The organism is Paraburkholderia sp. 31.1, from assembly GCF_014397645.1.
Lineage (GTDB): Bacteria > Pseudomonadota > Gammaproteobacteria > Burkholderiales > Burkholderiaceae > Paraburkholderia > Paraburkholderia tuberum.
The window spans coordinates 1-20,748 of sequence record NZ_VZQN01000018.1 but is presented as its reverse complement, the minus strand read 5'-3'; the positions used below and the strand labels follow the sequence as shown (position 1 = coordinate 20,748).

General features: G+C 64.9%; 17 protein-coding genes and 2 pseudogenes. 9 read left to right on the top strand and 10 right to left on the bottom strand.

What is annotated here, in order from left to right; genetic code table 11:
- Positions 1–628: 628 nt before the first annotated feature.
- Together F6X37_RS15760 and F6X37_RS15755 are read right to left on the bottom strand one after the other, a co-directional pair.
- Complete coding sequence (locus F6X37_RS15760; RefSeq protein WP_187611975.1) at positions 629–2,143, bottom strand: amino acid racemase; 1,515 nt, start codon at positions 2,141–2,143, stop codon at positions 629–631.
- A 137-nt stretch (positions 2,144–2,280) separates the two neighbouring features.
- Complete coding sequence (locus F6X37_RS15755; RefSeq protein ID WP_187611974.1) at positions 2,281–3,171, bottom strand: LysR family transcriptional regulator; 891 nt, start codon at positions 3,169–3,171, stop codon at positions 2,281–2,283.
- Between the two features lie 118 nt (positions 3,172–3,289).
- On the opposite strand from F6X37_RS15755, the gene F6X37_RS15750 reads away from it, so the two are divergent.
- The gene (locus F6X37_RS15750) at positions 3,290–4,033 is read left to right on the top strand and encodes an SDR family oxidoreductase (RefSeq protein ID WP_187611973.1); all 744 of its coding nucleotides are present in this window, start codon (positions 3,290–3,292) and stop codon (positions 4,031–4,033) included.
- Positions 4,034–4,117: 84 nt separating this feature from the next.
- Here the strand turns inward: F6X37_RS15750 and F6X37_RS15745 are convergent, their stop codons facing one another.
- The 3 genes from F6X37_RS15745 to F6X37_RS15735 form a co-directional block, all read right to left on the bottom strand.
- Positions 4,118–5,143 carry an aldo/keto reductase gene (locus tag F6X37_RS15745; RefSeq protein ID WP_090803887.1) on the bottom strand — a complete coding sequence of 342 codons (1,026 nt, stop codon included), beginning with the start codon at positions 5,141–5,143 and terminating at the stop codon, positions 4,118–4,120.
- 68 nt (positions 5,144–5,211) lie between these two features.
- Entirely contained in the window at positions 5,212–6,951 is a 1,740-nt protein-coding gene (locus F6X37_RS15740; RefSeq protein WP_187611972.1) for a tetratricopeptide repeat protein, read from the bottom strand.
- A 110-nt stretch (positions 6,952–7,061) separates the two neighbouring features.
- The gene (locus tag F6X37_RS15735) at positions 7,062–7,646 is read right to left on the bottom strand and encodes a DUF4142 domain-containing protein (protein WP_187611971.1); all 585 of its coding nucleotides are present in this window, start codon (positions 7,644–7,646) and stop codon (positions 7,062–7,064) included.
- A gap of 351 nt (positions 7,647–7,997) precedes the next feature.
- Here F6X37_RS15735 and F6X37_RS15730 point away from each other — a divergent pair, with 351 nt between their 5' ends.
- Positions 7,998–8,990, top strand: coding sequence for a chemotaxis protein (locus F6X37_RS15730; protein ID WP_187611970.1), 993 nt, complete (start codon positions 7,998–8,000; stop codon positions 8,988–8,990).
- A gap of 100 nt (positions 8,991–9,090) precedes the next feature.
- Here the strand turns inward: F6X37_RS15730 and F6X37_RS15725 are convergent.
- The 4 genes and pseudogenes from F6X37_RS15725 to F6X37_RS15710 form a co-directional block, all read right to left on the bottom strand.
- A pseudogene (locus F6X37_RS15725) lies at positions 9,091–9,207 on the bottom strand (asparaginase); the annotation flags it as partial.
- A 56-nt stretch (positions 9,208–9,263) separates the two neighbouring features.
- On the bottom strand, positions 9,264–10,526 hold the full coding sequence (locus F6X37_RS15720; protein ID WP_187611969.1) for an MFS transporter: 1,263 nt from the start codon (positions 10,524–10,526) through the stop codon (positions 9,264–9,266).
- Between the two features lie 275 nt (positions 10,527–10,801).
- Positions 10,802–11,998, bottom strand: coding sequence for a phytanoyl-CoA dioxygenase family protein (locus F6X37_RS15715; protein ID WP_187611968.1), 1,197 nt, complete (start codon positions 11,996–11,998; stop codon positions 10,802–10,804).
- A gap of 71 nt (positions 11,999–12,069) precedes the next feature.
- Positions 12,070–12,996 (bottom strand): class I SAM-dependent methyltransferase, encoded by a 927-nt coding sequence (locus F6X37_RS15710; protein WP_187611967.1) that lies wholly within the window; start codon positions 12,994–12,996, stop codon positions 12,070–12,072.
- Positions 12,997–13,273: 277 nt separating this feature from the next.
- Between F6X37_RS15710 and F6X37_RS15705 the strand changes: the two genes are divergently transcribed.
- The 7 genes and pseudogenes from F6X37_RS15705 to F6X37_RS15675 form a co-directional block, all read left to right on the top strand.
- The gene (locus F6X37_RS15705; protein WP_187611966.1) at positions 13,274–16,075 is read left to right on the top strand and encodes a monovalent cation/H+ antiporter subunit A; all 2,802 of its coding nucleotides are present in this window, start codon (positions 13,274–13,276) and stop codon (positions 16,073–16,075) included.
- On the top strand, positions 16,075–16,407 hold the full coding sequence (locus tag F6X37_RS15700) for a Na+/H+ antiporter subunit C (protein WP_187611965.1): 333 nt from the start codon (positions 16,075–16,077) through the stop codon (positions 16,405–16,407). The genes F6X37_RS15705 and F6X37_RS15700 overlap by 1 nt, the downstream gene beginning before the upstream one ends.
- The gene (locus F6X37_RS15695; RefSeq protein ID WP_187611964.1) at positions 16,404–18,185 is read left to right on the top strand and encodes a monovalent cation/H+ antiporter subunit D; all 1,782 of its coding nucleotides are present in this window, start codon (positions 16,404–16,406) and stop codon (positions 18,183–18,185) included. The genes F6X37_RS15700 and F6X37_RS15695 overlap by 4 nt, the downstream gene beginning before the upstream one ends.
- 2 nt (positions 18,186–18,187) lie before the next feature.
- A complete protein-coding gene (locus F6X37_RS15690) occupies positions 18,188–18,682 on the top strand; it encodes a Na+/H+ antiporter subunit E (RefSeq protein WP_090803872.1) in 495 nt (164 codons plus the stop codon).
- A complete protein-coding gene (locus tag F6X37_RS15685) occupies positions 18,676–18,951 on the top strand; it encodes a K+/H+ antiporter subunit F (protein ID WP_018418609.1) in 276 nt (91 codons plus the stop codon). The genes F6X37_RS15690 and F6X37_RS15685 overlap by 7 nt, the downstream gene beginning before the upstream one ends.
- Positions 18,952–18,959: 8 nt before the next feature.
- On the top strand, positions 18,960–19,352 hold the full coding sequence (locus tag F6X37_RS15680) for a Na+/H+ antiporter subunit G (RefSeq protein WP_090803870.1): 393 nt from the start codon (positions 18,960–18,962) through the stop codon (positions 19,350–19,352).
- A gap of 418 nt (positions 19,353–19,770) precedes the next feature.
- Positions 19,771–20,331 (top strand): annotated as a pseudogene (locus F6X37_RS15675) (hypothetical protein); the annotation flags it as partial.
- 20 nt (positions 20,332–20,351) lie between these two features.
- Here F6X37_RS15675 and F6X37_RS15670 read toward each other — a convergent pair.
- Positions 20,352–20,748 (bottom strand): IS4 family transposase (locus F6X37_RS15670; protein ID WP_316251977.1); only part of this gene is annotated, 397 nt, incomplete at its 5' end.

Genomic DNA, 20,748 nt, shown 5'->3' with positions numbered 1-20,748 from the left:
GCGAGGAGGGCTGACTGGCGGACGCCGGGATGACTAAACGACACACCGAAGGACAGCAGCCAATGCAAGGAAAGATCCGTCACAGCAACAAGCGTGGAGGCGTGTTTGAGCGATTGTTCGACCCGGCGCGAGAATTTCAGGCAGTGCAATCAATCGTGGACTCGACGGTCCGCAACCTCAGGTCAGGGACCAGTCATCCAGCGCACCAATGCTAACGTCTCGTCTTGGCCGATGCTGTTGAAAAAGTCGGCCATCGTCTAAATCGCGAGGTTTTAATGGGCCGCTTTACCCTTACCCAAGGGCTTCGGGCGGCTTGTAGGCCGATCTGAGAGGTCGATTTTTTTGCTGTTGCTCGACAAACCGTCAGTCGCGACTTTTTCAACGGCATCGGCCGCAGGCAGCCTTTCGCTTAGCGTGCGATTCGGGCTGATCTTACTTTCGGTTGGTCCAACCATGTCCGACGCAATTCCCGCAAATTCAACGTATTCCGCTCCGCGTCAGCGATGAGCGTGGCCGAATTCGTTAGCAACTCGTTGATTTCCAACGAGGCCCAGTCCAACGAATTCAGTTTCCTTTCACCCGAAACGGCGGAACGACGAAATCGCCGCGCCGCGATCACGGCGCCTGGCTAGCCGACCGCGCTTTCCACCTGCGAGCACCCGGCCGCATCCCGCGTCGCGCAACCCGCCGGAGTGCCACGTGCGACACCGTCGCCAAGCGCATACGCAACGCAGCGCCTCGCCAGCACCTCGGTCGGATCGACCAGCCGCACCACCCGCCCGCCCGGACACGCGAGCACCGGTTCGCGCAACAGCAACGGCAACTCCGTGCACGCGAGCACGATCACCTGCACGCCCTGCGCGAGCAGATCGTCGATGGCCGCCGCGAGGTCGTCGCAACAGTCGCCCGACGTGTGCCCCGCCTTCACGCCGCGCGGGCCGTAGATCGCGTTCATCAGACGCGCTTGCGCAGTGGCGGACGGCGCGATCTGCACCAGGCCGCGCGCGTCGAGCGCCTGTTCGTAGACGCGGCTCGCGAGCGTACCCGAGGTGGCCAGCACGCCCACTTCGCGCAGACCCGGAAAGGTCTCGCGCAGATAATCGGCGGTACAGGTCAGCATATTGACGATCGGCACGCGCAGCGCCGGCTGGAGCCGCTCGACGAACGCATGCGCGGTATTGCACGGAATCGCGATCAGATCCGCGCCGCCGTCCTCGAGCGTCTTGCAGGCCGCGTACAGCGCGAGGGTGGGATCGTCGCCGCGCTCGAGCAGCGCCGCGGTGCGGTCGGGGATCTGCGGGTTCTGCTCGACCATGATCCGGATATGGTCCTGGTCGCGCGCGGCCGGCGTGTTGCGCACGACCTTGGCCATGAAATCGACGGTCGCGGCCGGCCCGATGCCGCCGACCACGCCGAGGCGGAACGCCCGCTCCGGCTGCGTGTACTGCGCCGCCGCGACATAGCGCGCATACACCTGGTTCGTATCGACGAGCGGCACCTCGATGCGCCCGAGCGCGCGCAGCACGAGGCCGATCTCCGCGAGCCCCGGCACGATCACGTCGACGCCCTGCGCGACCAGATCCGCGCACGCCGCGCGCAACAGCTCGACGGGCCGCCCGTGCAGGCGCCCATCGCGGATGCCCCCGACACCAAAGACGGCGCTCGTCACGCCGTCGAAACCGGTGTCGTTGCGCGGATAGCACACGTCGAACTGCCCGGCTTCGAAGTAGCGCTCGAACAGGCCGTTCGCGCGAATCGCCGCCGACGTCAGCACGCCGATTCGGCGCGCCGACGGATAGGTGCGCCGCACGTGTGCGGACAGCGCGGTCATGATGTTGGCGACCGGCACGCTGACGTTGGCCGCGAGTTCGTCGATGAAGGTGTGGCTCAGAAAGCATGGCAGCACGATCGCGTCGACGCCGCGTTTTTCGAACGCGCGCATCGTGTCGAACACGTGGATCTTGAACTGCGGGTCCGTCGCCTCGGGCGCGGCGGGCCCCTGCCACGCGCGCGGTTCGAAAATAAGATCGAAGGGGCGCGCGGCGCCTGGCCGGCGCGACGCCATGCTCATCCGGCTGAGGATGTCGGCACTGGCGAACTGCGCCGCGCCCGTCGCCACACCCAGCGAACGAAAACGATTCATGATCAGATCCCCCGGTCGTTCTGTGCGTCCACCCTCGATCACGGGCGGCTTTCTGCGCTCTTGAGAATGACATTATGCGAGGCGCACATGTCCAGGCGTTAACCACGAAAACGCATTCCTTTGCGTTTTTCGCTCCCTCAGCTCACCAGCTCGAAAATCTCCCGCAGCCACTGCGCGAACACCCGCACGCGCGACGACAACTGCCGGTTCTGCGGATACAGCACCGACACCGGCATCGGTGGCGGCGGATAGTCCGCCAGAATGACCCGCAGCCGCCCCGCCGCCAACTCGCCATCCACGCGGTAACGCGGTACCTGCACGATGCCGAGCCCGGCGACGGCCGCGCCCGTGTACAGTTCGGCGCCGCTGACCGACACCGCCGACGGCAGCACGAGCGCGGCATCCCGCCCGTCGACGCGGAATTCGAGCGGCACCGGCTTGCCGGTCGCGCTCGACACGTAGTTGACCGCGCGATGCGTCGACAGCGCGTCAGGATCGGCCGGCTCGCCATACGTGGCCAGATACGCGGGACTCGCGACCGTCACCTGCTGCAGTTGCGCGACGCGCCGCCCGACCATCGACGAATCCTGCAGCACGCCCGCGCGCAGCACGCAATCGATGCCCTCGCGCACCAGGTCGACGAGCCGGTCGTCCTCGCCGATCATCAGCTCGATGTCGGGAAAGCGCGCGAGAAACGCGGGCAGCGCCGGCACCACGAAGTGCCGCGCGAGCGTGCCCTGCACGTTCACGCGCAACAGCCCCTTCGGCGCGGGATTGGAAAACGCCCCCTCGGCCTCCTCCAGATCGGCGATCAGGCGTACGCAGCGCTGGTAGTGCGCTTCACCGTCGGGCGTGAGCCGCACCGTGCGGGTCGTGCGTTCGAGCAACCGCGCGCCGAGCCGCTGCTCGAGGCGCTTCATCAGGTTGGTGACGGTCGCGCGCGGAATTTGCAGATCGTCGGCGGCGCGCGTGAAGCTCTGGCGCTCGGCGATCCGCACGAATACGCGCATTTCCTCGAAACGGTCCATAGCGGCGGATTATTAAAGCAAATGGAATGATGATGGCGAGTGTAATCTGATTATCTCTGCGCGCAAAGCGTTCATGATTCACCTCACCGATCCACCACCTTCTATGAGGAAACCAATCATGAGCACGAACCCACAACCGAAAGTCGCCATCGTCACGGGCGCATCGCGCGGCATCGGCACGGTGATCGCACAGCGGCTCGCGAAGGACGGCTACGCGGTCGCCGTCAACTACGCAGCGAGCGCGGGCGAAGCCGGCGCGCTCGTCAGTGCGATCCGCGAAGCTGGCGGCAAGGCGGTCGCGGTGCAAGCCGACGTGTCGAAGCCCGGCGACGTACGTCGCATGTTCGAGATCACCGAACGCGAACTCGGCAAGGTGGATGTGCTCGTCAACAACGCGGGCGTGATGAAGCCCACGCCGCTCGCCGACACGCCCGACGCACTCTACGACCAAACCTTCGACATCAACGTGCGCGGCACCTTCAACACGCTGCGCGAAGCGGCCGCGCGCCTGAACGACGGCGGGCGCATCGTCAATTTCTCGACCAGCGTGCTCGCGCTGAACCTGCCCGGCTATGGCATCTACACGGCGACCAAGGCAGCCGTCGAAGCGTTCACGCGTGTGTTCGCGAAGGAACTGCGCGGGCGCAACATCACAGTGAATGCGGTCGCGCCGGGACCGATCGCGACCGCGCTGTTCCTCGAAGGCAAGACCGACGAGCAGATCGAGACGTTCGCGAAGATGCCGCCGCTGCAACGCCTCGGCGAGCCGGAAGACGTGGCTGGCGTGGTCGCGTTTCTGGTCGGCCCGGATGCGGGTTGGGTCAATGGGCAGGTATTGCGGGCCAATGGCGGTTTGGCTTGACGGGATGCGCTGGTCCAGCGTGCGGCCGCGCTGGACCAGCGCATTGCGCCGGCTGCGGCGCCTGGAACGTGGTCGACCCGCCGCTCAAACCGCCTTTGGATTGCGTTCCGCGAAGCCTTCCTGATGCCAGTACGGATACGCGGGCCGCACCGTGCTGGCCGCATCGAGCTTCGCGACCTGCTCCGGCGTCAGATTCCAGCCGACCGCGCCGAGGTTTTGCCGCAGTTGCTCCTCGTTGCGCGCGCCGATCAACAGCGTCGCGACGGTCGGCCGTTGCAGCAGCCAGTTCAGCGCGATCTGCGGCACGGTCTTGCCGGTTTCGGCGGCAATTTCGTCGAGCGCGTCGAGCACGCGGAACAGATAGTCTTCCGGCACCGGCGGCCCCATGTCGGCGGTCTTGTGCAGACGGCTCGTCTCCGGCAGCGGCTGGCCGCGCTTGAGCTTGCCGGTCAAGCGGCCCCAGCCGAGCGGGCTCCACACCACGGCACCGACGCCCTGGTCGACACCGAGCGGCATCAGCTCCCACTCGTAGTCGCGCCCGACCAGCGAGTAGTAGGTCTGATTCGCGACATAGCGCGGATAGCCGTAACGGTCGGCGATATCGAGCGACTTCATCAGATGCCAGCCGGAGAAATTCGACACGCCGATATAGCGGATCTTGCCCGCGCGCACGAGGTCGTCGAGCGTGGACAGCACTTCGGGGATCGGCGTTTTCGCGTCGAAGCCGTGCAGCTGGAACAGGTCGATGTAATCGGTTTGCAGACGCTTGAGCGCTGAATCGACCGCCTGAATCAGATGGAAGCGCGACGAGCCGACGCCGTTCGGATCGTCGTCGAAACGAAAGGTCGCCTTGGTCGACAGGATCGCCTTGTCGCGCTTGCCCTTCAGCGCCTCGCCGAGCACCGACTCGGACGCGCCCTTCGAATAGATGTCGGCGGTGTCGAACATCGTGACGCCCGCGTCGAAGCAAATGTCGATCAGACGCCGCGCTTCGGCGACGTCGGTCGCGCCCCACGCCTGGAAAAATTCACCCTTGCCGCCGAACGTACCGGTGCCGAGACTCAGCACCGGCACCTTGAAACCCGATGCACCCAGATGTCTGTATTCCATTGAAGAACTCTCCGTGACATTGCCATCGATGAACGGAGGTTCAGTCTACGCGTGTCCGCCCAAAGGCGTCACGAAGGCGGGGCGCTCAGATCCCCCAATGCATCGCGCACGGCATCGATCACGCCGCCCCAATCGCCGAGCGCCGGTTGACGGAACAGACGTGCACACGGATACCACGGCGTGTCGCTGCGTTCGAGCAACCAGCGCCAGCAGGTGTCGAAGCGGTTCAGGATCCAGACGGGTTTGTCGAGCGCGCCAGCCAGATGCGCGGTGGACGTGTCGACCGAAATCACCAGATCGAGACTGGCGACGAGCGCGGCGGTATCGGCGAAATCGTGCAGCAGCCCGGTGTAATCGGCGACGCGTTCACCGTAGGCGCTTTCGGCTAATTGCGGCGCGGCCGCGCCCTTCTGCACGCTGAAGAAGCGAACGTTCGGCACCTCGAGGAGCGGCGCGAGTTGCTCGAACGTGAGCGACCGACGCGCGTCGATCTTGCGCAGCTCGGCGATATGCGCGCGGTTCTCGCCGGCCCAGACGAGGCCGACTTTCAGCGGCCTGATTGCGTCGGCATCCGCGTTGATGTTGCCGTCGTGTTCGATCCGCTCACGCCATTCGCTGACGGCCGCCGGCTGCGCAAAAAGATACGGCGTCGCCGCCGGAATGCTCGCTTCGTTCGTGCCGAACGCAAGCGGCAAGCTCAGCAGCGGGCAATGACAATCGAACGGCGGCAACGGCTGCCCCGCTTCGATCAACTGATCGACACCATCGAGCGTCGACAGCAATCGCAACAACGCGCCCGGCACTTCGAGCACGACCTTCGCGCCGAGCTTCGCAACGAGCGGCGCATAGCGGCAGAACTGCAACGTGTCGCCCAGGCCCTGCTCCGCATGCAGCAGAATCGTTTTGCCGTCGAGCGGAACATCGCCGAGCCACAACGGCTGCGCGAACGCGCGCCTGCCGGCCTTGATGCGGCTGCGCTCCCAACGCCATTCGTATTCGCGCCAGCCGGTATCGAAGCGGCCCATTTGCAGCAGGCACAGCGCCTGGTTCCAGTGCGTTTCGACGGACGCCGGATTCAACGCAAGCGCGCGCTGATAGCTCGACAACGCCTGTTCGCGCTGATTCAGATCGATCTGCGCGAGACCGAGGTTGTTCCATGCATCGACGAAAGCAGGCGCAAGTTCCAGCGCGCGTTGGTAGCAGTGTTGTGCTTCGTGCGGCTGGTTCAGATCGCCGAGCACGTTGCCGCGATTGCTCCACGCATCCGGATAGTTCGGCTGCAACGCGAGCGCCTGGTCGCAGCTATCGAGCGCATCGGCATAGCGGCCGAGATCGCGCAGCACGCATGCGCGATTGTTCCACGCCGGCGCAAACTCCGGCACGAGCGAAAGCGCGCGTTCGTAGCTCGCGAGCGCATCGAGCGGACGGCTCAGCGCCGCCAATGCGTTGCCGCGATTGTTCAACGCATCGGCGAATTTCGGCTGCATCGCGAGCGCCCGCTCGGCACACGCGAGCGCTTCGTCGTGGCGCTGCAACGCGTTCAGCGCATAGGCGAGATTCGAATGCACGGCCGGCTGTCTCGCGTTGACCACGAGCGCCTTCTTCAGCAGATCGATGCCTTCCTGCAAGCGGCCCGTTTGCAGCGCGAGTTCGCCGAGCCAGCGCAACGCATCGCCATGCTTCGGCTTCAGTTCGAGTATCTCGCGATACATCTCCTCGGCTTCGACGAGCGCGCCGTTCTGCTGGAGCGCGACGGCTTGTCGAAGCAGATGGTCCAACTGTTGCGGCAGACTGGCGTGCTTGCTCATGCGGTACCTGGAATCGGAGGCGCGAAGAATCGTCGGAAGAAGCGCACGATTATCGCCGAAAAGCCCGGGTTCGAAGTACCGCCGCCTGCCGCGTAGCGACGTGACGCCGCTTATTGCGCGGCCACGGACAGATGCTTGCGCTTCGCGAGATCCTGCGCCATCGCATAGTGCTGCTGGATCGTCGGCAGCGCCTGTTTCGCGGCGGCCGTCAACTGCTCGTCGCGGCCCGCTGCGATTTCCGCCTGGAAAGCGGACAGTGCCTTCTGTTCACCCGCGAGCGCGACCTGCTCGATGTACACCTTGTCGAAGTCCGCGCCGCGCAGATGGTTGATGCTTGCGAGCACGGCCGCATCGGGATCGTTCTTCGGCACGTCGACACCGCGCGGACTCGCCGCGCGCAACGCGTCGGTGATCCTGGCGTCGTCGCTCGACACGCGCTCGGCAAAGGCCTTCACGTCGCGGTCGGCCGAACGCGCGGTGGCGATACGCGCCGCATCGCGCTGCGTCGCGACGGCTTGCGTGCCGTCCGCGATGAAGGTCTGGTCGGCGGCATGCAGGCGGCCCGTGTCCGTGGACGCGGCGCTCTGCGCGCTGGCCACCGAGGCGGCCGTCAGAAGACCACCGAAGCAGGCAACGGCGGCGATGCGGGCCAAAGCGACGGAAGGGACGGAAGGGACGGAAGGCAGGCGGATCATACGTTCTCCTTGAGGTGAAAGCATCTGAAAGCAAAACGACGGACACGTGTGCGCCGCGAACGAAGCGTGCGATGCAAAACGCTGCGGACTGCTTGCGAGCCCAGCGCGACGCCACGCTTTTATCGCTGCCGATTCTAGAAGCCACGACGTCGGGCAGGTGAAACCCTGCTGTCGCTTCTGTAACCTTAGGTAACCCTCATATGAATGCGCACACGTTTGCCGTATTCGCGTGAATCGCGCGCGCCGCTCGACACTGCCACGCAGTGCTGAATTTTTCGCCATCGGCGCCGATAACCAGATACAGGCAACGCTCAGCACCGCTCAGCACCGCAATTCTGGAGAACGATTCCGATGGCAGACGACCACCGTGCCAATCACGAGCGCCACACCGAACGCAGCAACCTGACGAGCTCCAACAAGTTCGAGCTGCTGCTATACCGCCTCGGCCACGTGCCGGGCAGCGACGCGCACGAGTTGTATGGGATCAACGTGTTCAAGGTCCGCGAAATCTCGACGATGCCGACCGTCACGCCGATCGCCGGATCGTCGCCTTACGTGATGGGCGCGGTCGACATTCGCGGGCAGATCATCCCCGTGATCGATCTGCCGCGGCTGATGGGCTGCGAGCCGACGCGCGGCCTGAACATCCTGCTGGTCACCGAATTCGCGCGTTCGACGCAGGCCTTCGCGGTCGAGGAAGTCGACGACATCGTGCGACTCGAATGGAACCAGGTGCTGTCGGCCGATGGCTCGGCGGGCGGCAAGCTCGTCACGAGCATCGCGCGCATCGACGGCAATACCGGCGACTCGCGCCTCGCCCAGGTGATCGACGTCGAGCAGGTGTTGCGCGACGTGTTCCCGTCGCAGCATCCGAGCGTCGATCCGGCCTCGGTCGGCCAGGCGCTCGGCATCCGCCGCGGCGCGAAGATCCTCGCCGCCGACGACTCCGGCTTCGCGCGCAAGCTGATCGAACAGGCGCTCACCGCGATCGGCGCTGACTACATCATGACGAAGACCGGCGAGGAAGCGTGGCAGACGCTGCAGCAGGTCGCGCGCGAAGCGCAGAAAAACGGCGCGCGCGCGAAAGACTCCATCGCGCTCGTATTGACCGATCTGGAGATGCCGGAGATGGACGGCTTCATGCTGACGCGCCAGATCAAGGCCGATGAACGCACGCGCGATATTCCGGTGATCATTCACTCGTCGCTGACGGGCGCGGCCAATGAGGCGCATGTGAAGAACGCGGGCGCCAACGGCTATGTCGCGAAGTTCGCGGCGAGCGAGCTCGCCGACGCGATCCGTGATGCGCTGGGTGCCGCGCCGGCGAAGGCGGCAGCGGCTTGAGGTCTGGAGTGTCGAGCAGTGAATCGGGTCGCCGCGCTCAACGATGCGCGGCAAGCTCGATCGAGAAGTCCATCCGGCCGATCTCGACGCCCATCGTGTTGAGCCGCTGCGGCGCATCGACGACCGAGACGTGCGCGAGATGCGTGTTCTCGACGGATTCACCACGATAGATCGTCGCCGCGACCGGCGCGGCGGGGTGCAGTTCGGACTGGCTCATGCGGTTCGTCTCCTCGTCGTGTCATGGATCGGGCGATGGCGCCCAGGCCCTGGCAATCAGGCGCTCGCCGCGAGCGCCTCTTCGCGCTCGAGCGTGCGCGTGTGCCGCAGTTCGGGAAAGAACCGCATCCACAACAGCGCGATCGCGATCGTCGCGACACCGCCGACCAGCACCGCCGGCTGCGCGCCCCACCATCCCGCGGTCAGGCCCGATTCGAACTCGCCCAATTGATTCGACGTCCCGATGAACAACGAATTGACCGCGCTGACGCGGCCGAGCATTTCATCGGGCGTGCGCAATTGCACGAGCGACAGCCGCACCACCACGCTGATCGTGTCCGACGCGCCGAGCACCATCAGAGCGAACAACGACACGAGGAACTGATGCGACAGCCCGAACACGATCGTCGCGATGCCGAACACGATCACGCCGCCGAACATCGCCGCGCCGGGCCGGTTGCGCAATGGAAAATGCGCGAGCCAGATCGTGCCCGCGAGCGCGCCGATCGCCGTGCCCGAGCGCAACAGGCCGAGACCGAGCGGGCCCGCGTGCAGCACGTCGCGCGCGAAGATCGGCAGCAACGCGGTCGCGCCGCCGAACAGTACCGCGAACAGATCGAGCGACAGCGCGCCGAGAATCACCGGCTCGCGACGAATGAACGCGATGCCCGAAAAGATCGATTCGAGCGTGACGGGCGCGCGGCTCGCCGGCTTCATCTGCAACGGAATGCTCCACACCGACGCGGCCGCCGCCGCGAACGTCAGCGTGCACGCGAGATACGCGGCACCGGGACCGATGCCGTACAGCAGACCACCGAGCGCGGGCCCGGCGATCTGCGCGGTCTGATTGGCGGACGTCGCCCACGCGGTCGCCTTCGGCAGATAGCCGCGCGGCACCACGGCCGGCAGCAGCGACGCCACGGCCGGCGATTCGAACGCGCGCGACGCGCCGACGCAGGCAGCCAGCACGTAGATGACCGGCGCGCTGATCCAGCCGCCGAAGGTGCCGATCGCGAACAGCAATGCAGCGACACTTTCGAGGCTCTGGCAGACGGCGGCGATGCGGCGGCGATCGTAACGATCGGCGACATGGCCGACGACGAGCGTCAGCAGGAACATCGGCAGAAACTGCGCGAGACCGACGAGGCCAAGTGCGAACGCGCTATGCGTGAGCGCGTAGACATGCCAGCCCATCGCGACCGCGAGCATCTGGAACGACAGCGACGACAGGATGCGGGTGCACCAGAAACGCTGGAACGGCGGGTGTTTCGGCAGGCTGAAATGCGGGGAATCGGCGGGATCGATGGAGGCTGGGGGCATCGGTTGTTGCTCGTGACGGGGCGCATCGGGGCGTGGGTTGGGCGGGCGCTAGTTTAGAGCAAGACCGGAGGACATGCACAAAGGAGGCTGGCACGGGCGGCGTGATGGCGGACGGCCCGTGCCGGGGCGGGCGCGCTCGAACGCATGCTTTGGGCGCAGGCGGGTCGTCAACCCGGTGACTGTGCGCGCGAGACGCGGACAAAAGGTTTCGACATGCACTGTCCGCGAACTTGCCGAAGCAGGCCGCCTTCGCCTGCTTCGGCGCCACGCATGACTCAGGGCCGCAACGGCCGGCCTTCCGCGCGGCCGAAGTCGACGAAGTGATCGACCGGGTCGACGCCCGCCGCGCCGACGTCGGGATTCGCTTCGAGGTAAAGCTTCGGATCGAAACCGTCAGGCAGTTGGGCAAGCCGCGCCTTGCGTTGAAACGATTCGGCGCTGCTCAACGGGCGACCTTCGAATCGACCGTAGTAGATGTAGTGCTGCAATGCATTGCCGCCGCTCGCGGCGACGTCCGGATTGGCCTCGAGGTACGCCTCGCCGTCGAAGTCGACGATTGGCGTCAGGCTCGACGGCATGCCGGTCAGGTCGTGATAGCACAAACAGCCATCCGCGAAAAAATGGCAAACCAGTGCCTTGCGACTCACGTGCTCCGGATCGCGCATCTTGCTGCCGCCGTGCAGCAGGTTCGCATGCCACAACAGCACATCGCCCTTTTTCGGGTAAAAGTGCTGTGGGCCCGATGAACGTTCAGCGATGAGCTTCTGAATCGCGGGTTCGTAGATGTCGTGATAAGCGGAATACCCGCAACCGAACGGCATGCCCAATTCAGTCGACATCAGATACGGCAGCTTGTGCGTGCCGGGGTGATAAACGAGCGGCCCGGAGTCGGGATGAATATCCTCGAAGGCGATCCAGTTCGCGACCAGATACCCGTTCGGATAGGTCGACATGTGAATCGAATCGGAATGCTCGAGTTGCTCGCTGCTCTTGTGACCGCCGATCGTCTGGAACGGCGCCGATTTCGCGCCCAGCAGCAGACTCACGATCTCGTTCATGCGCGCGTCGAACAGCATCTCGCGAACAGCCGGCACGTTGAAATGCGGATTCAGCGTGCGCCCAGGCAGCGTATCGCCTTCGAAAAGCGGCTCGGGCGGCGGCCGCAGCGTGCCGTCGGCAATCGCGTTTTCGTAAGCTTGCCACGTCGCATCGAGCTGTTCCGTCTTGAAGAAACCCTCAATGATCAGGTAGCCGTCGCTCACCCATTTGCGGCACCATTCGGCCTGCTGCTCGCTAATTACGCCTTGGGACAACAGCTCGGCAACCCGCTCCAGCGCATCCGGTCGATCGAGCCAGGGAACGGGGCCCGCCGCGGGAAATTTTTCGAATTTGAAGACCTGGGTCTGATTGTCGATCGGAACGTCCGCGACGACGGGCTTATCGAAAAAGCGATGATTCTCGAGAGTATTCATTTTCGGGAAACTTTCCGGGTTCGCGTTTTGGGGTAACTGGCTTGAACACGACGCTGGCTGCGCGGTGTCGATCACTCGAACGAGCGCCCTTCCGCACGGCCATAGCGGACGTAGTGTTCCGCGCCAGAGCTGATGTGCTTGTGCGCAACGGCTTCTGCTACGTCGGGGTTGCGCTGAAGATAGTGCGCCTCGTTGAAATGCGGAATGCGAGCAGCGTAAAGAAGAATCGACGGGCCGGCCGGATGTTGTTCGCGATCGTCCACGCCGACGATCACCGTCATGCCCAGTGCGTCGAGGACCGCCATCAGGCTTTCGCGGGTCATCCAGTTGGCTTGCGGAGCAGTCCCGCCGATGAATTTTACGTTGTTGATGCTGTCGAGATAACTATGTCGGTGGAGATGCACTTCGCGTCCGCGAAACTCCGAGACGGTTGGCGTCGGATCGACGTGCGTTTGCAGGTTCGCATTCGTCCGCGCGACTTCGGCATCGTAATAGTGCGTCCAGATGCAGATCGAATCTGACGCATATGCCATATCTTCCAGTAGCGATACCGGATCGATCATGTGATAGAGCACGCCGCTTGCAAGAATCAGATCGAATCGCTGATCGCGCTTTTTCAGCAATTCTCTGAAATCGCCATACATGAATTCGGCATTGAACTTCAATGCATTCTGCACGAGCAGGCATTTGAGAAAGGACTTCGAATTCGCCTCGATAGCAAGGACACGTGAGGCGCCGGCTTTGGCCATCATGAACGTATGGCCGCCTTCCATCGGTCCGAGTTCGAGCACGCTTTTTCCGGAAAAGCCGCCGCACATGATCTCGAACCAGTGGAGACGCCCATCGTCGAAATGGGGCGCCATACCTAAACCGTAGCCCGGCACATCGGACACCCATGTGCCATCGAAAAGATTGAAAGCCAAAGTATGGCCTGGCTCTTCAGTTGCATACAGATCCAGTTCAGTTCCTTTCAATTTGGCGCCTCGATTGATCGTCAAGTTTGCCGATTATGGTGCATCAGCGCGCCGTATGTCACGCGACGGGCGTTAAATCGAACGCGCGTCCGCATCAATGGGCATGATTGGGCATCAGTCGGGCTCGCCGCGCGCCGGCGCTTCGCGGTGCGTATATTTATGCTTGATGTATCGATGTGAATTGCCGGGCTGTTTGCGGCTATGATTGTGCCCCGTGGGCAGCCGCCCGGCTGGTGGCACGCCGGCCCAGTCTCACCGGCCAGCCACACCGTCTAACACTCGAACTCCCGGAGGGCATCGAATGGTACTGGGGTGGCTCGTCCTACTTCCGTTCATGGCCGCGGCGCTCATTGCGCTCACGAGGCCGCGCGCCGCCGCGCTCTGCACCTGGATCGCGTTCGCGACGGCGCTGTTCGGCTGCGCGCTGCTGCTGAGCGAGCGCGTGGGCATGGGCGACCACGACGTGCTGCAATGGCGCCATGAATGGATGCCCGACATCGGCCTCGCGCTGTCGCTGCGCCTCGATGGCCTCTCGTTCATGTTCGCGTTGCTCGTACTCGCGATCGGCCTGCTCGTCTTCATCTACGCACGCTACTACCTCGCCGGCAGCGATTCGTTGCCGCGTCTGTACCTGCTGCTACTGCTCTTCATGGGCGCGATGCTCGGCATCGTGCTGTCGAACAACCTGCTGCTGCTCGTCATCTTCTGGGAACTCACGAGCCTCGTCTCGTTCCTGCTGATCGGCTTCTGGCCATCGCGGCCCGACGCGAGGCGCGGCGCACGCATGGCGCTCACCATCACCGGCGCGGGCGGTCTCGCGCTGCTTGCGGCCGTGCTGTTGCTCGGCCACGTATGCGGCAGCTACGAGCTGAACGACGTGCTCGCCCAGCTTGACAAGGTGCAGCACGATCCGCTCTACCCGGCCATTCTGCTGCTCACGCTGTTCGCGGCGTTCACGAAGTCGGCGCAGTTTCCTTTTCACTTCTGGCTACCGCACGCGATGTCGGCGCCTACACCCGTGTCGGCCTATCTGCATTCGGCGACGATGGTGAAGGCCGGCGTGTTCCTGCTCGCGCGTCTCTATCCGGTTTTCGAAGGTACCCACCTGTGGGCTTACACGGCGACAGTGGCCGGGCTCGTCACGCTGGTGGGCGGCGCGGGGTTGGCGTTGTTGCAGCGCGATCTGAAGGGCCTGCTCGCCTATTCGACCATCAGCCATCTCGGCCTGATCGTGCTGCTGTTCGGCCTCGACACGCAGCTCTCGACTGTCGCCGCGCTCTTTCACACGGTCAACCACGCGGTGTTCAAGGCGTCGCTCTTCATGGCCGCGGGCATCGTCGATCACGAAACCGGCACGCGCGATCTGGGCCGTCTGCGCGGCCTGCGCAGGTACATGCCGCATACGGCCGTGCTCGCGAGCGTCGCGTCGCTGTCGATGGCCGGCGTGCCGCTGCTCAACGGTTTTCTCTCGAAGGAAATGTTCTTCGGCGAAACACTCGCGCAAAGCATGTTCGGGCCGCTGAACCTCGCCGTGCCGGTCATCGCGATCGTGGCGGCGGCGCTCTCCGTGGCGTACTCGCTACGTTTCGTCTGGGGCGTGTTTTTCGACGGCGAGACGCCGCGCGATCTGCCGCACTATCCGCCGCACGAGGCGCCGCGCTTCATGCGGCTGCCGGTCGAGATTCTCGTGGCGCTGTGCCTGCTGATCGGCCTGTTCCCGCAGCAAAGCATCGGCAGGCTGCTCGAGTCGGCCGCGTGGGTCACGCTCGGCGGCAAGCTGCCCGACTACAGCCTGAGCCTGTGGCACGGCGTCAATACGCCGCTCGTGATGAGCGCGGTGTCGTTCGCGGCGGGTGCGGCGCTCTTTTTCCTGCGCCGCAATGCGTTCCGCCACCGTCGCACGGCGCTCACCGAGTTGAACGCGAGCGAAATCTTCGACCGCTTCGTGCAGCGTCTCGAACAGTGCGCCGGCGTGATCGTGCGCTTGTTCGAGACGCGCTCGCTGCCGGCCTACCTCGCATGGATGATCGCGGCGATGCTGATCGTGCCGGGCGTGCCGCTCGTCGCGCTCGACACCTGGAGCGGCAGCCACACGCGCCTGCCGCCCGATCCGTTCACGCTGGGCGGCCTCGTGCTGATGGCGTTGCTCGCCGTCGGCGTGGTGTGCGTGCGTGCGCGCACCCTTTACGCGCTCGTGATGCTGAGCACCTGCGGCCTGCTCGTGTCGCTCGCCTTCGTGCGCTTCTCCGCGCCCGATCTCGCGCTCACGCAGATCTCCGTCGAACTGGTCACGATCCTGCTGCTCGTGCTGGCCGTCTATTTCCTGCCCGCGCTGCAACGCGCCGTCGAGCCGCTCCCCGTCCGGCTGCGCAACGGCGTGCTCGCGCTCGCGGGCGGCGCGCTGCTCGGCGCCGTGTCGTACAGGATCATGACGAGCGCGCCGCTGCCAGGCATCGCTCCGTACTTCCTCGCCAATGCGCTGCCCGGCAGCGGCGGCCACAACGTCGTCAACGTGATCCTCGTGGATTTCCGCGGCTTCGATACGATGGTCGAAATCAGCGTGCTCGTGGTCGCGGGGCTCGCCGTCAAGGCGCTGCTGCGCGGGCTGCGCCTGAAGTCGCCCGATGCGGGGCCGGATGGCCGGCCATGGTCGTCGCAATCGCATCCGCTGATGCTCGCGATCCTCGCGCGGCTGATGCTGCCGCTCACCGTGCTCGTCGCCGTGTTCGTGTTCCTGCGCGGCCACAACCTGCCGGGCGGCGGCTTCATCGCGTCGCTGATCCTCTCGATCGCGTTGTTGCTGCAGTACGTCGCGAGCGGGGTGCTGTGGACCGAGTCGCGCATCCACCTCAACTACCGCGCGCTTGCGGGCTTCGGCATTCTGATCGCCGCGGCCACGGGGCTCGGCAGTCTCGCGTTCGGCCAGCCGTTTTTGACCAGTGCGTTCGGGCACCTGCACGTGCCGCTGATCGGCGAGATCGAACTGTCCACGGCGATGCTGTTCGATCTCGGCGTAACGGGCGCGGTGGTCGGCACGACGCTCACGATCGTCTCGCACCTCGGCGTACGCGACAAGGACATGCAGTCCGTGGAGAAAAGCTGATGGAAGCCGCCTTTGCCATCGCGATCGGCGTGCTTTGCGCGTGCGGCATCTACCTGCTGCTGTGCGCACGCGTGTTGCCGGTGATTCTCGGCATCACGCTGTTCTCGTATGCGATCAACCTGTTCCTGCTCGGCATGGGCCGGCTTGCGATCGGCAAGCCAGCGGTCATCGCGGCGGGGGCGCAATACGTCGATCCGGTGCCGCAAGCGCTCGTGCTGACGGCCATCGTGATCGGCTTCGCAATGACGGCCTTCACCGTGGTGCTCGCGCTGCGCTCGTTTTCGATCACGGGCAACGATCACGTCAATGACGAGGAGGCGCCCGTCGAATGAACCACGTTCTCCTGCTCCCGATCCTGATTCCGCTCTTTTCCGCGGGCGTCATCGTCGTGCTGCCGCTGCGCGCGAAACGCCTGCAACGCGCGCTGAACGCGCTCGCCATCATCGCGCTGCTGCCCGTCGCGTGCCTGCTGATGGCGCGCGCCGCGCAAGGCGAGATCGCCAGCTATGCGCTCGGCGCATGGCCCGCGCCGTTCGGCATCGTGCTGGAACTCGACCGGCTCGGCGCGCTGATGCTGGTGCTCACCGCCGTGCTGGCGGTCTGCTGCCTGCTCGGCACCTCGAGCGAGGACGCGAGGCGCGGCCGCTATTTCCGTGCGCTGTTCCAGTTCGAGCTGATGGGCCTGAACGGCGCCTTCCTCGCGGGCGATCTCTTCAACCTGTTCGTGTTCTTCGAGCTGCTGCTGATCGCGTCGTACGCGCTGCTGCTGCATGGTGGCGGCGCGCGACGGGTGCGCAACGGGCTGCACTATCTGTTGATGAACCTCGTCGGTTCGTCGTTCTTTCTGGTCGCGATCGGCGTGCTCTACGGCGTCACGGGCACGCTCAACATGGCCGACATGGGCGAACGTCTGGCGCGTCTAGGGCCGGAGTCGCTGCCGCTCGCGCAGTTCGCGGGCGCGACGCTGATGCTCGTGTTCGGCCTCAAGGCCGCCGTGTTTCCGATGTCGTTCTGGTTGCCGCAGGCCTACCGCAGCGCCATCGGCCCGGTGGCCGCGCTGTTCGCGATCATGACCAAGGTCGGCATCTATGCGATGCTGCGCTGCGACGCGCTCGTGTTCGGCGCGGCGGGCGGCGTGCTCGATGCGTTCATGCATCAGTGGGCGTGGTGGCTCGCGATCGCGACGATCGTGTTCGGCGCGCTGGGCGCGTTGGCGGTGTCGAGTCTCAAGACCACGACGGGCTATCTCGTGCTGGTTTCGGTGGGTCTGCTGATCGCGGCGATCGCACTACAGACGCCGCTTGCATGGAGCGCGCTGCTCTACTACCTGATCAGCACGACGCTCTGCACTGGCGCGCTGTTCCTGCTCGCCGACACGCTCGAACCCGAGCAAGCCCCGACCCCGCACGCCGCCCATGCCGCCGTTTCCGCCGATGCCAATTCGATCGAGCCCGGCTCGCTCGAAGCGCTCGACGACGCGGCCGCGGCGGCCATCTCGCCCGCCCCGGACGGCGAAGCGGTGGCGACGCTGGCGCGGGTGCAGCCGCTGCAGGTCGAGACGGCCGGCGCGCTCGCCGTGCTGGTCGGGGAACCGGCTCACACCGAAGCCGAAGCTACGGTCGAAGCGGTCCCGCGCACGCATGCACCGTGGCCGTCGAACCTCGCCGCGCTGCTCTATCTGATCGCCGCGGTGGGCGCCGCGGGCCTGCCGCCGCTGTCCGGGTTCCTCGGCAAGGCGATGGTGCTGGCCGCCACGCCGCTCGGCGCGGCAGTCGTGCTGTGGCCGGCCGTACTGCTGTCGAGCCTGCTCTCGATCGTCGCGCTGAGCCGCACGGGCACGCGCCTGATGTGGGCCGCGCCGGCCGCGCGCGCCGCCGCCGGCAAAGAGGAGCGCGCACCGCGTGGCAGTAATGCGAAGCTCGCCGCATGCGCGATCCTGCTCGGCTGTGTCGTGGCCATCACGCTCGGCGCGGGCGCGGTGCGGCACTATCTCACCGATACGGCGACACAGCTATTCGATCGCGCCGCCTACGTGCACGCGATCCTGCCCGCGGCGCGCTCCTCGCCACCAGCGGCCGCCGCGACCACGGCCGACGCACAAGGGAACTGACGATGTTGAAAAGGCTCTTCCCCCACCCGTGGCTCGCGGTCTTGCTGATCATCTGCTGGGTGCTGCTGATGAACGACGTCTCGCCGGGCAATCTGCTGCTCGGCGCCGCGCTCGGCTACGTGATCTCTTTTCGCGTCGCCGAAGGCTTGTGGCTGCGACCGGTGCGCTTCGGCCGACCGTGGCTGCTCGTGCTCCTCGCCTGGCATGTGTTGGTCGATATCATCGTGGCCAACGTCGAGGTCGCGCTGCTCGTGCTCGGCCCGACGCGGCGGATGCGCCCGGCGTTCATCGAAGTGCCGCTCGACAGCACCCACGAGATCGCGCTCACGGTGCTTATCAGCGTGGTCTCGCTGAGCCCTGGCACGCTGTGCGCCGAACTCAGCGACGACCGCACGCGCCTCTGCGTGCACGTGCTCGATCTCGGCGACGAAGCGGCACTCATCGCGCTCATCAAGTCCCGTTATGAAGCCCCATTGATGGAGATCTTCGCATGCTAGCCATCGTGATTCCGATCTCGCTCGCGATCCTCGGCATCGCGTTCCTGCTCGCGCTGTGGCGCCTCGTGCGCGGGCCGTCGCTGCCCGATCGCATCGTCGCGCTCGACACGCTCAACATCAATGCGATCGCGTTGATCGTCGTGTACGGCATCAGCTTGCGCTCGACGGTGCTCTTCGAGGTTGCGCTTCTGATTGCCGTGATGGGTTTCGTGGGTACCGTCGCGCTCACCAAGTACCTGCAGCGCGGCGACATCATCGAACTCAACTAGCGTGGGGTATGCCGATGGAAACTTTTGTCGAAGCGATCGTTTGTTTGCTGCTGCTGGCCGGCAGCCTGTTCACGCTGGTCGGGGCGGTCGGGCTCGCTCGGCTGCCCGACTTCTTCATGCGGCTGCACGGTCCGACCAAGTCGACCACGCTCGGTGTGGGCGGCATCGTGCTCGCGTCGGTGGTGTATTTCAGCGCGCATAACAACTTCGCGAGCCTGCATGAGTTGCTGATTCCGGCGTTTCTGTTTCTCACCGCGCCGATTAGCGCACATATGCTGGCGAAGGCTGGGATTCAGCAGGGAGTGACGTTGTCAGAGGCGACGCGGGGGCGGCCGCCTGTTACGGGCGCTTGCGCGGAACGGGGGAATACGGGGGAGTTGCGGGAGGGGGATGAGGGGTGAGGCTTGTCGAAGCTTCGCGCCTCTCGGGACGATCCCGCGTGCACAAAATTCTCGTTGACCGGGTTTTGTGTTCTGTCCCGGCGGAGCTATGCGCGCGACCTCGCAGCGCGCGCTCGCGCATTCCGCGGCAAACAACGTTGAGACGGCCGCTCACCGAACGGACCTGCTGGAACAACGACGCGCGACGACGGGAGCATGGCCAAACCATATGTCCACGCTGCGCTATACGAGCGCTGCCTTGCTGAACGGAACCGTTCTTGTCCAGACTGTCCATACGCGCTACGGCGAGGATTCCGGCGCGCACAAATGTTGACATTCCGTTGATCGCAGCGGAAGCCTAAAATCATCCATCGCCCATTCCATACCCCTGTGGACGCCTGCTAGCGTAGCAGCCCCAACAGCTACAGAGGACACCGGAATGTCGTATCAACAGAATTCGGACGGCGTGCGCGTGGTGCTCAGTGCGCCGCAACTAGCGGCAGTGCTCTCCCGTCAGTCGATCAGCCCTACCGAGATGCGTTCCAACCGGCTATGGGGCAGCTTGCAGGTTGTCGGCGGGGTGCTGGAAATGGTCGGGGCGGCAGCGCTATGTGTGCTGCCGGAACCGACGATGGCGAGCAAGGCCGGATGTGTTGTGTTCGGCGTACATGGCTCAGATACGGCGTCGGCAGGTTTGCGTCAAATCTGGACGGGCCGGGATACGGTCACGCTGACCCGGCAAGGTACGGCGAAGCTGGCCGAGGCGATGAAAGCCAGTCCTGACATGGCGAACAACATCGGCCTGTCAGTTGATATGATCGTGCCGTTCGGGTTCGCTGGCTCGATCAAGGCTGCACGCGTGGCCAGCGTTACGATGGGCCGGATCGATCTGCAAATGCATGAAGCAAAAGCGCTCAATCCGAGGCTGGGAGGGCACACACTCGAAAAGCACGTGGGGCGGACCGAAGCGCAATTGCGCGAAAGACTGAGACTTGAACCCATAGCGTTATACAGAAGTCATTAGCCGAGCCCTTCGCGGAGCGCGCGTAGCGTGTCAGCGGCAGCGAGTACCTGATCGAGCCCTCGCCAGATGGTCTTGGCGCCCGGCTCACCGTCACTCTTTCGGCCGAGGAAACCACCGATTTGCGCAATCAGCCGCACGACCTCATTCACAGTGGGCGGCGTCGCCGGCATCTTCTTTTTTGCCAGCAGATGGGCGCCACGAATTTCGTCCGGATCGAAGAACAAGGCGGCATCCAGATCCGGGCAGGTTCGGCCTTTGCGCATCAAATACGTCACGCGCCAAGCCACCACCAGGAACAAGGCCAGCGCGCGCTCAATCCGGTCGACAGCGGCCAATTGCAGGGTCTCGACTTCGCAGCCATTCTTGAGGACATGGAAATAGATTTCGATTTCC

Excerpts from the sequence above, each read along its gene's own strand:
- F6X37_RS15695 (WP_187611964.1), top strand. The coding sequence starts at position 16,404 with ATGAACCACGTTCTCCTGCTCCCGATCCTGATTCCGCTCTTTTCCGCG.
- F6X37_RS15750 (WP_187611973.1), top strand. The coding sequence starts at position 3,290 with ATGAGCACGAACCCACAACCGAAAGTCGCCATCGTCACGGGCGCATCG.
- F6X37_RS15705 (WP_187611966.1), top strand. The coding sequence starts at position 13,274 with ATGGTACTGGGGTGGCTCGTCCTACTTCCGTTCATGGCCGCGGCGCTC.
- F6X37_RS15760 (WP_187611975.1), bottom strand. The coding sequence starts at position 2,143 with ATGAATCGTTTTCGTTCGCTGGGTGTGGCGACGGGCGCGGCGCAGTTC.
- F6X37_RS15685 (WP_018418609.1), top strand. The coding sequence starts at position 18,676 with ATGCTAGCCATCGTGATTCCGATCTCGCTCGCGATCCTCGGCATCGCG.
- F6X37_RS15720 (WP_187611969.1), bottom strand. The coding sequence starts at position 10,526 with ATGCCCCCAGCCTCCATCGATCCCGCCGATTCCCCGCATTTCAGCCTG.
- F6X37_RS15680 (WP_090803870.1), top strand. The coding sequence starts at position 18,960 with ATGCCGATGGAAACTTTTGTCGAAGCGATCGTTTGTTTGCTGCTGCTG.
- F6X37_RS15700 (WP_187611965.1), top strand. The coding sequence starts at position 16,075 with ATGGAAGCCGCCTTTGCCATCGCGATCGGCGTGCTTTGCGCGTGCGGC.
- F6X37_RS15755 (WP_187611974.1), bottom strand. The coding sequence starts at position 3,171 with ATGGACCGTTTCGAGGAAATGCGCGTATTCGTGCGGATCGCCGAGCGC.
- F6X37_RS15740 (WP_187611972.1), bottom strand. The coding sequence starts at position 6,951 with ATGAGCAAGCACGCCAGTCTGCCGCAACAGTTGGACCATCTGCTTCGA.
- F6X37_RS15730 (WP_187611970.1), top strand. The coding sequence starts at position 7,998 with ATGGCAGACGACCACCGTGCCAATCACGAGCGCCACACCGAACGCAGC.
- F6X37_RS15735 (WP_187611971.1), bottom strand. The coding sequence starts at position 7,646 with ATGATCCGCCTGCCTTCCGTCCCTTCCGTCCCTTCCGTCGCTTTGGCC.
- F6X37_RS15715 (WP_187611968.1), bottom strand. The coding sequence starts at position 11,998 with ATGAATACTCTCGAGAATCATCGCTTTTTCGATAAGCCCGTCGTCGCG.
- F6X37_RS15690 (WP_090803872.1), top strand. The coding sequence starts at position 18,188 with ATGTTGAAAAGGCTCTTCCCCCACCCGTGGCTCGCGGTCTTGCTGATC.
- F6X37_RS15745 (WP_090803887.1), bottom strand. The coding sequence starts at position 5,143 with ATGGAATACAGACATCTGGGTGCATCGGGTTTCAAGGTGCCGGTGCTG.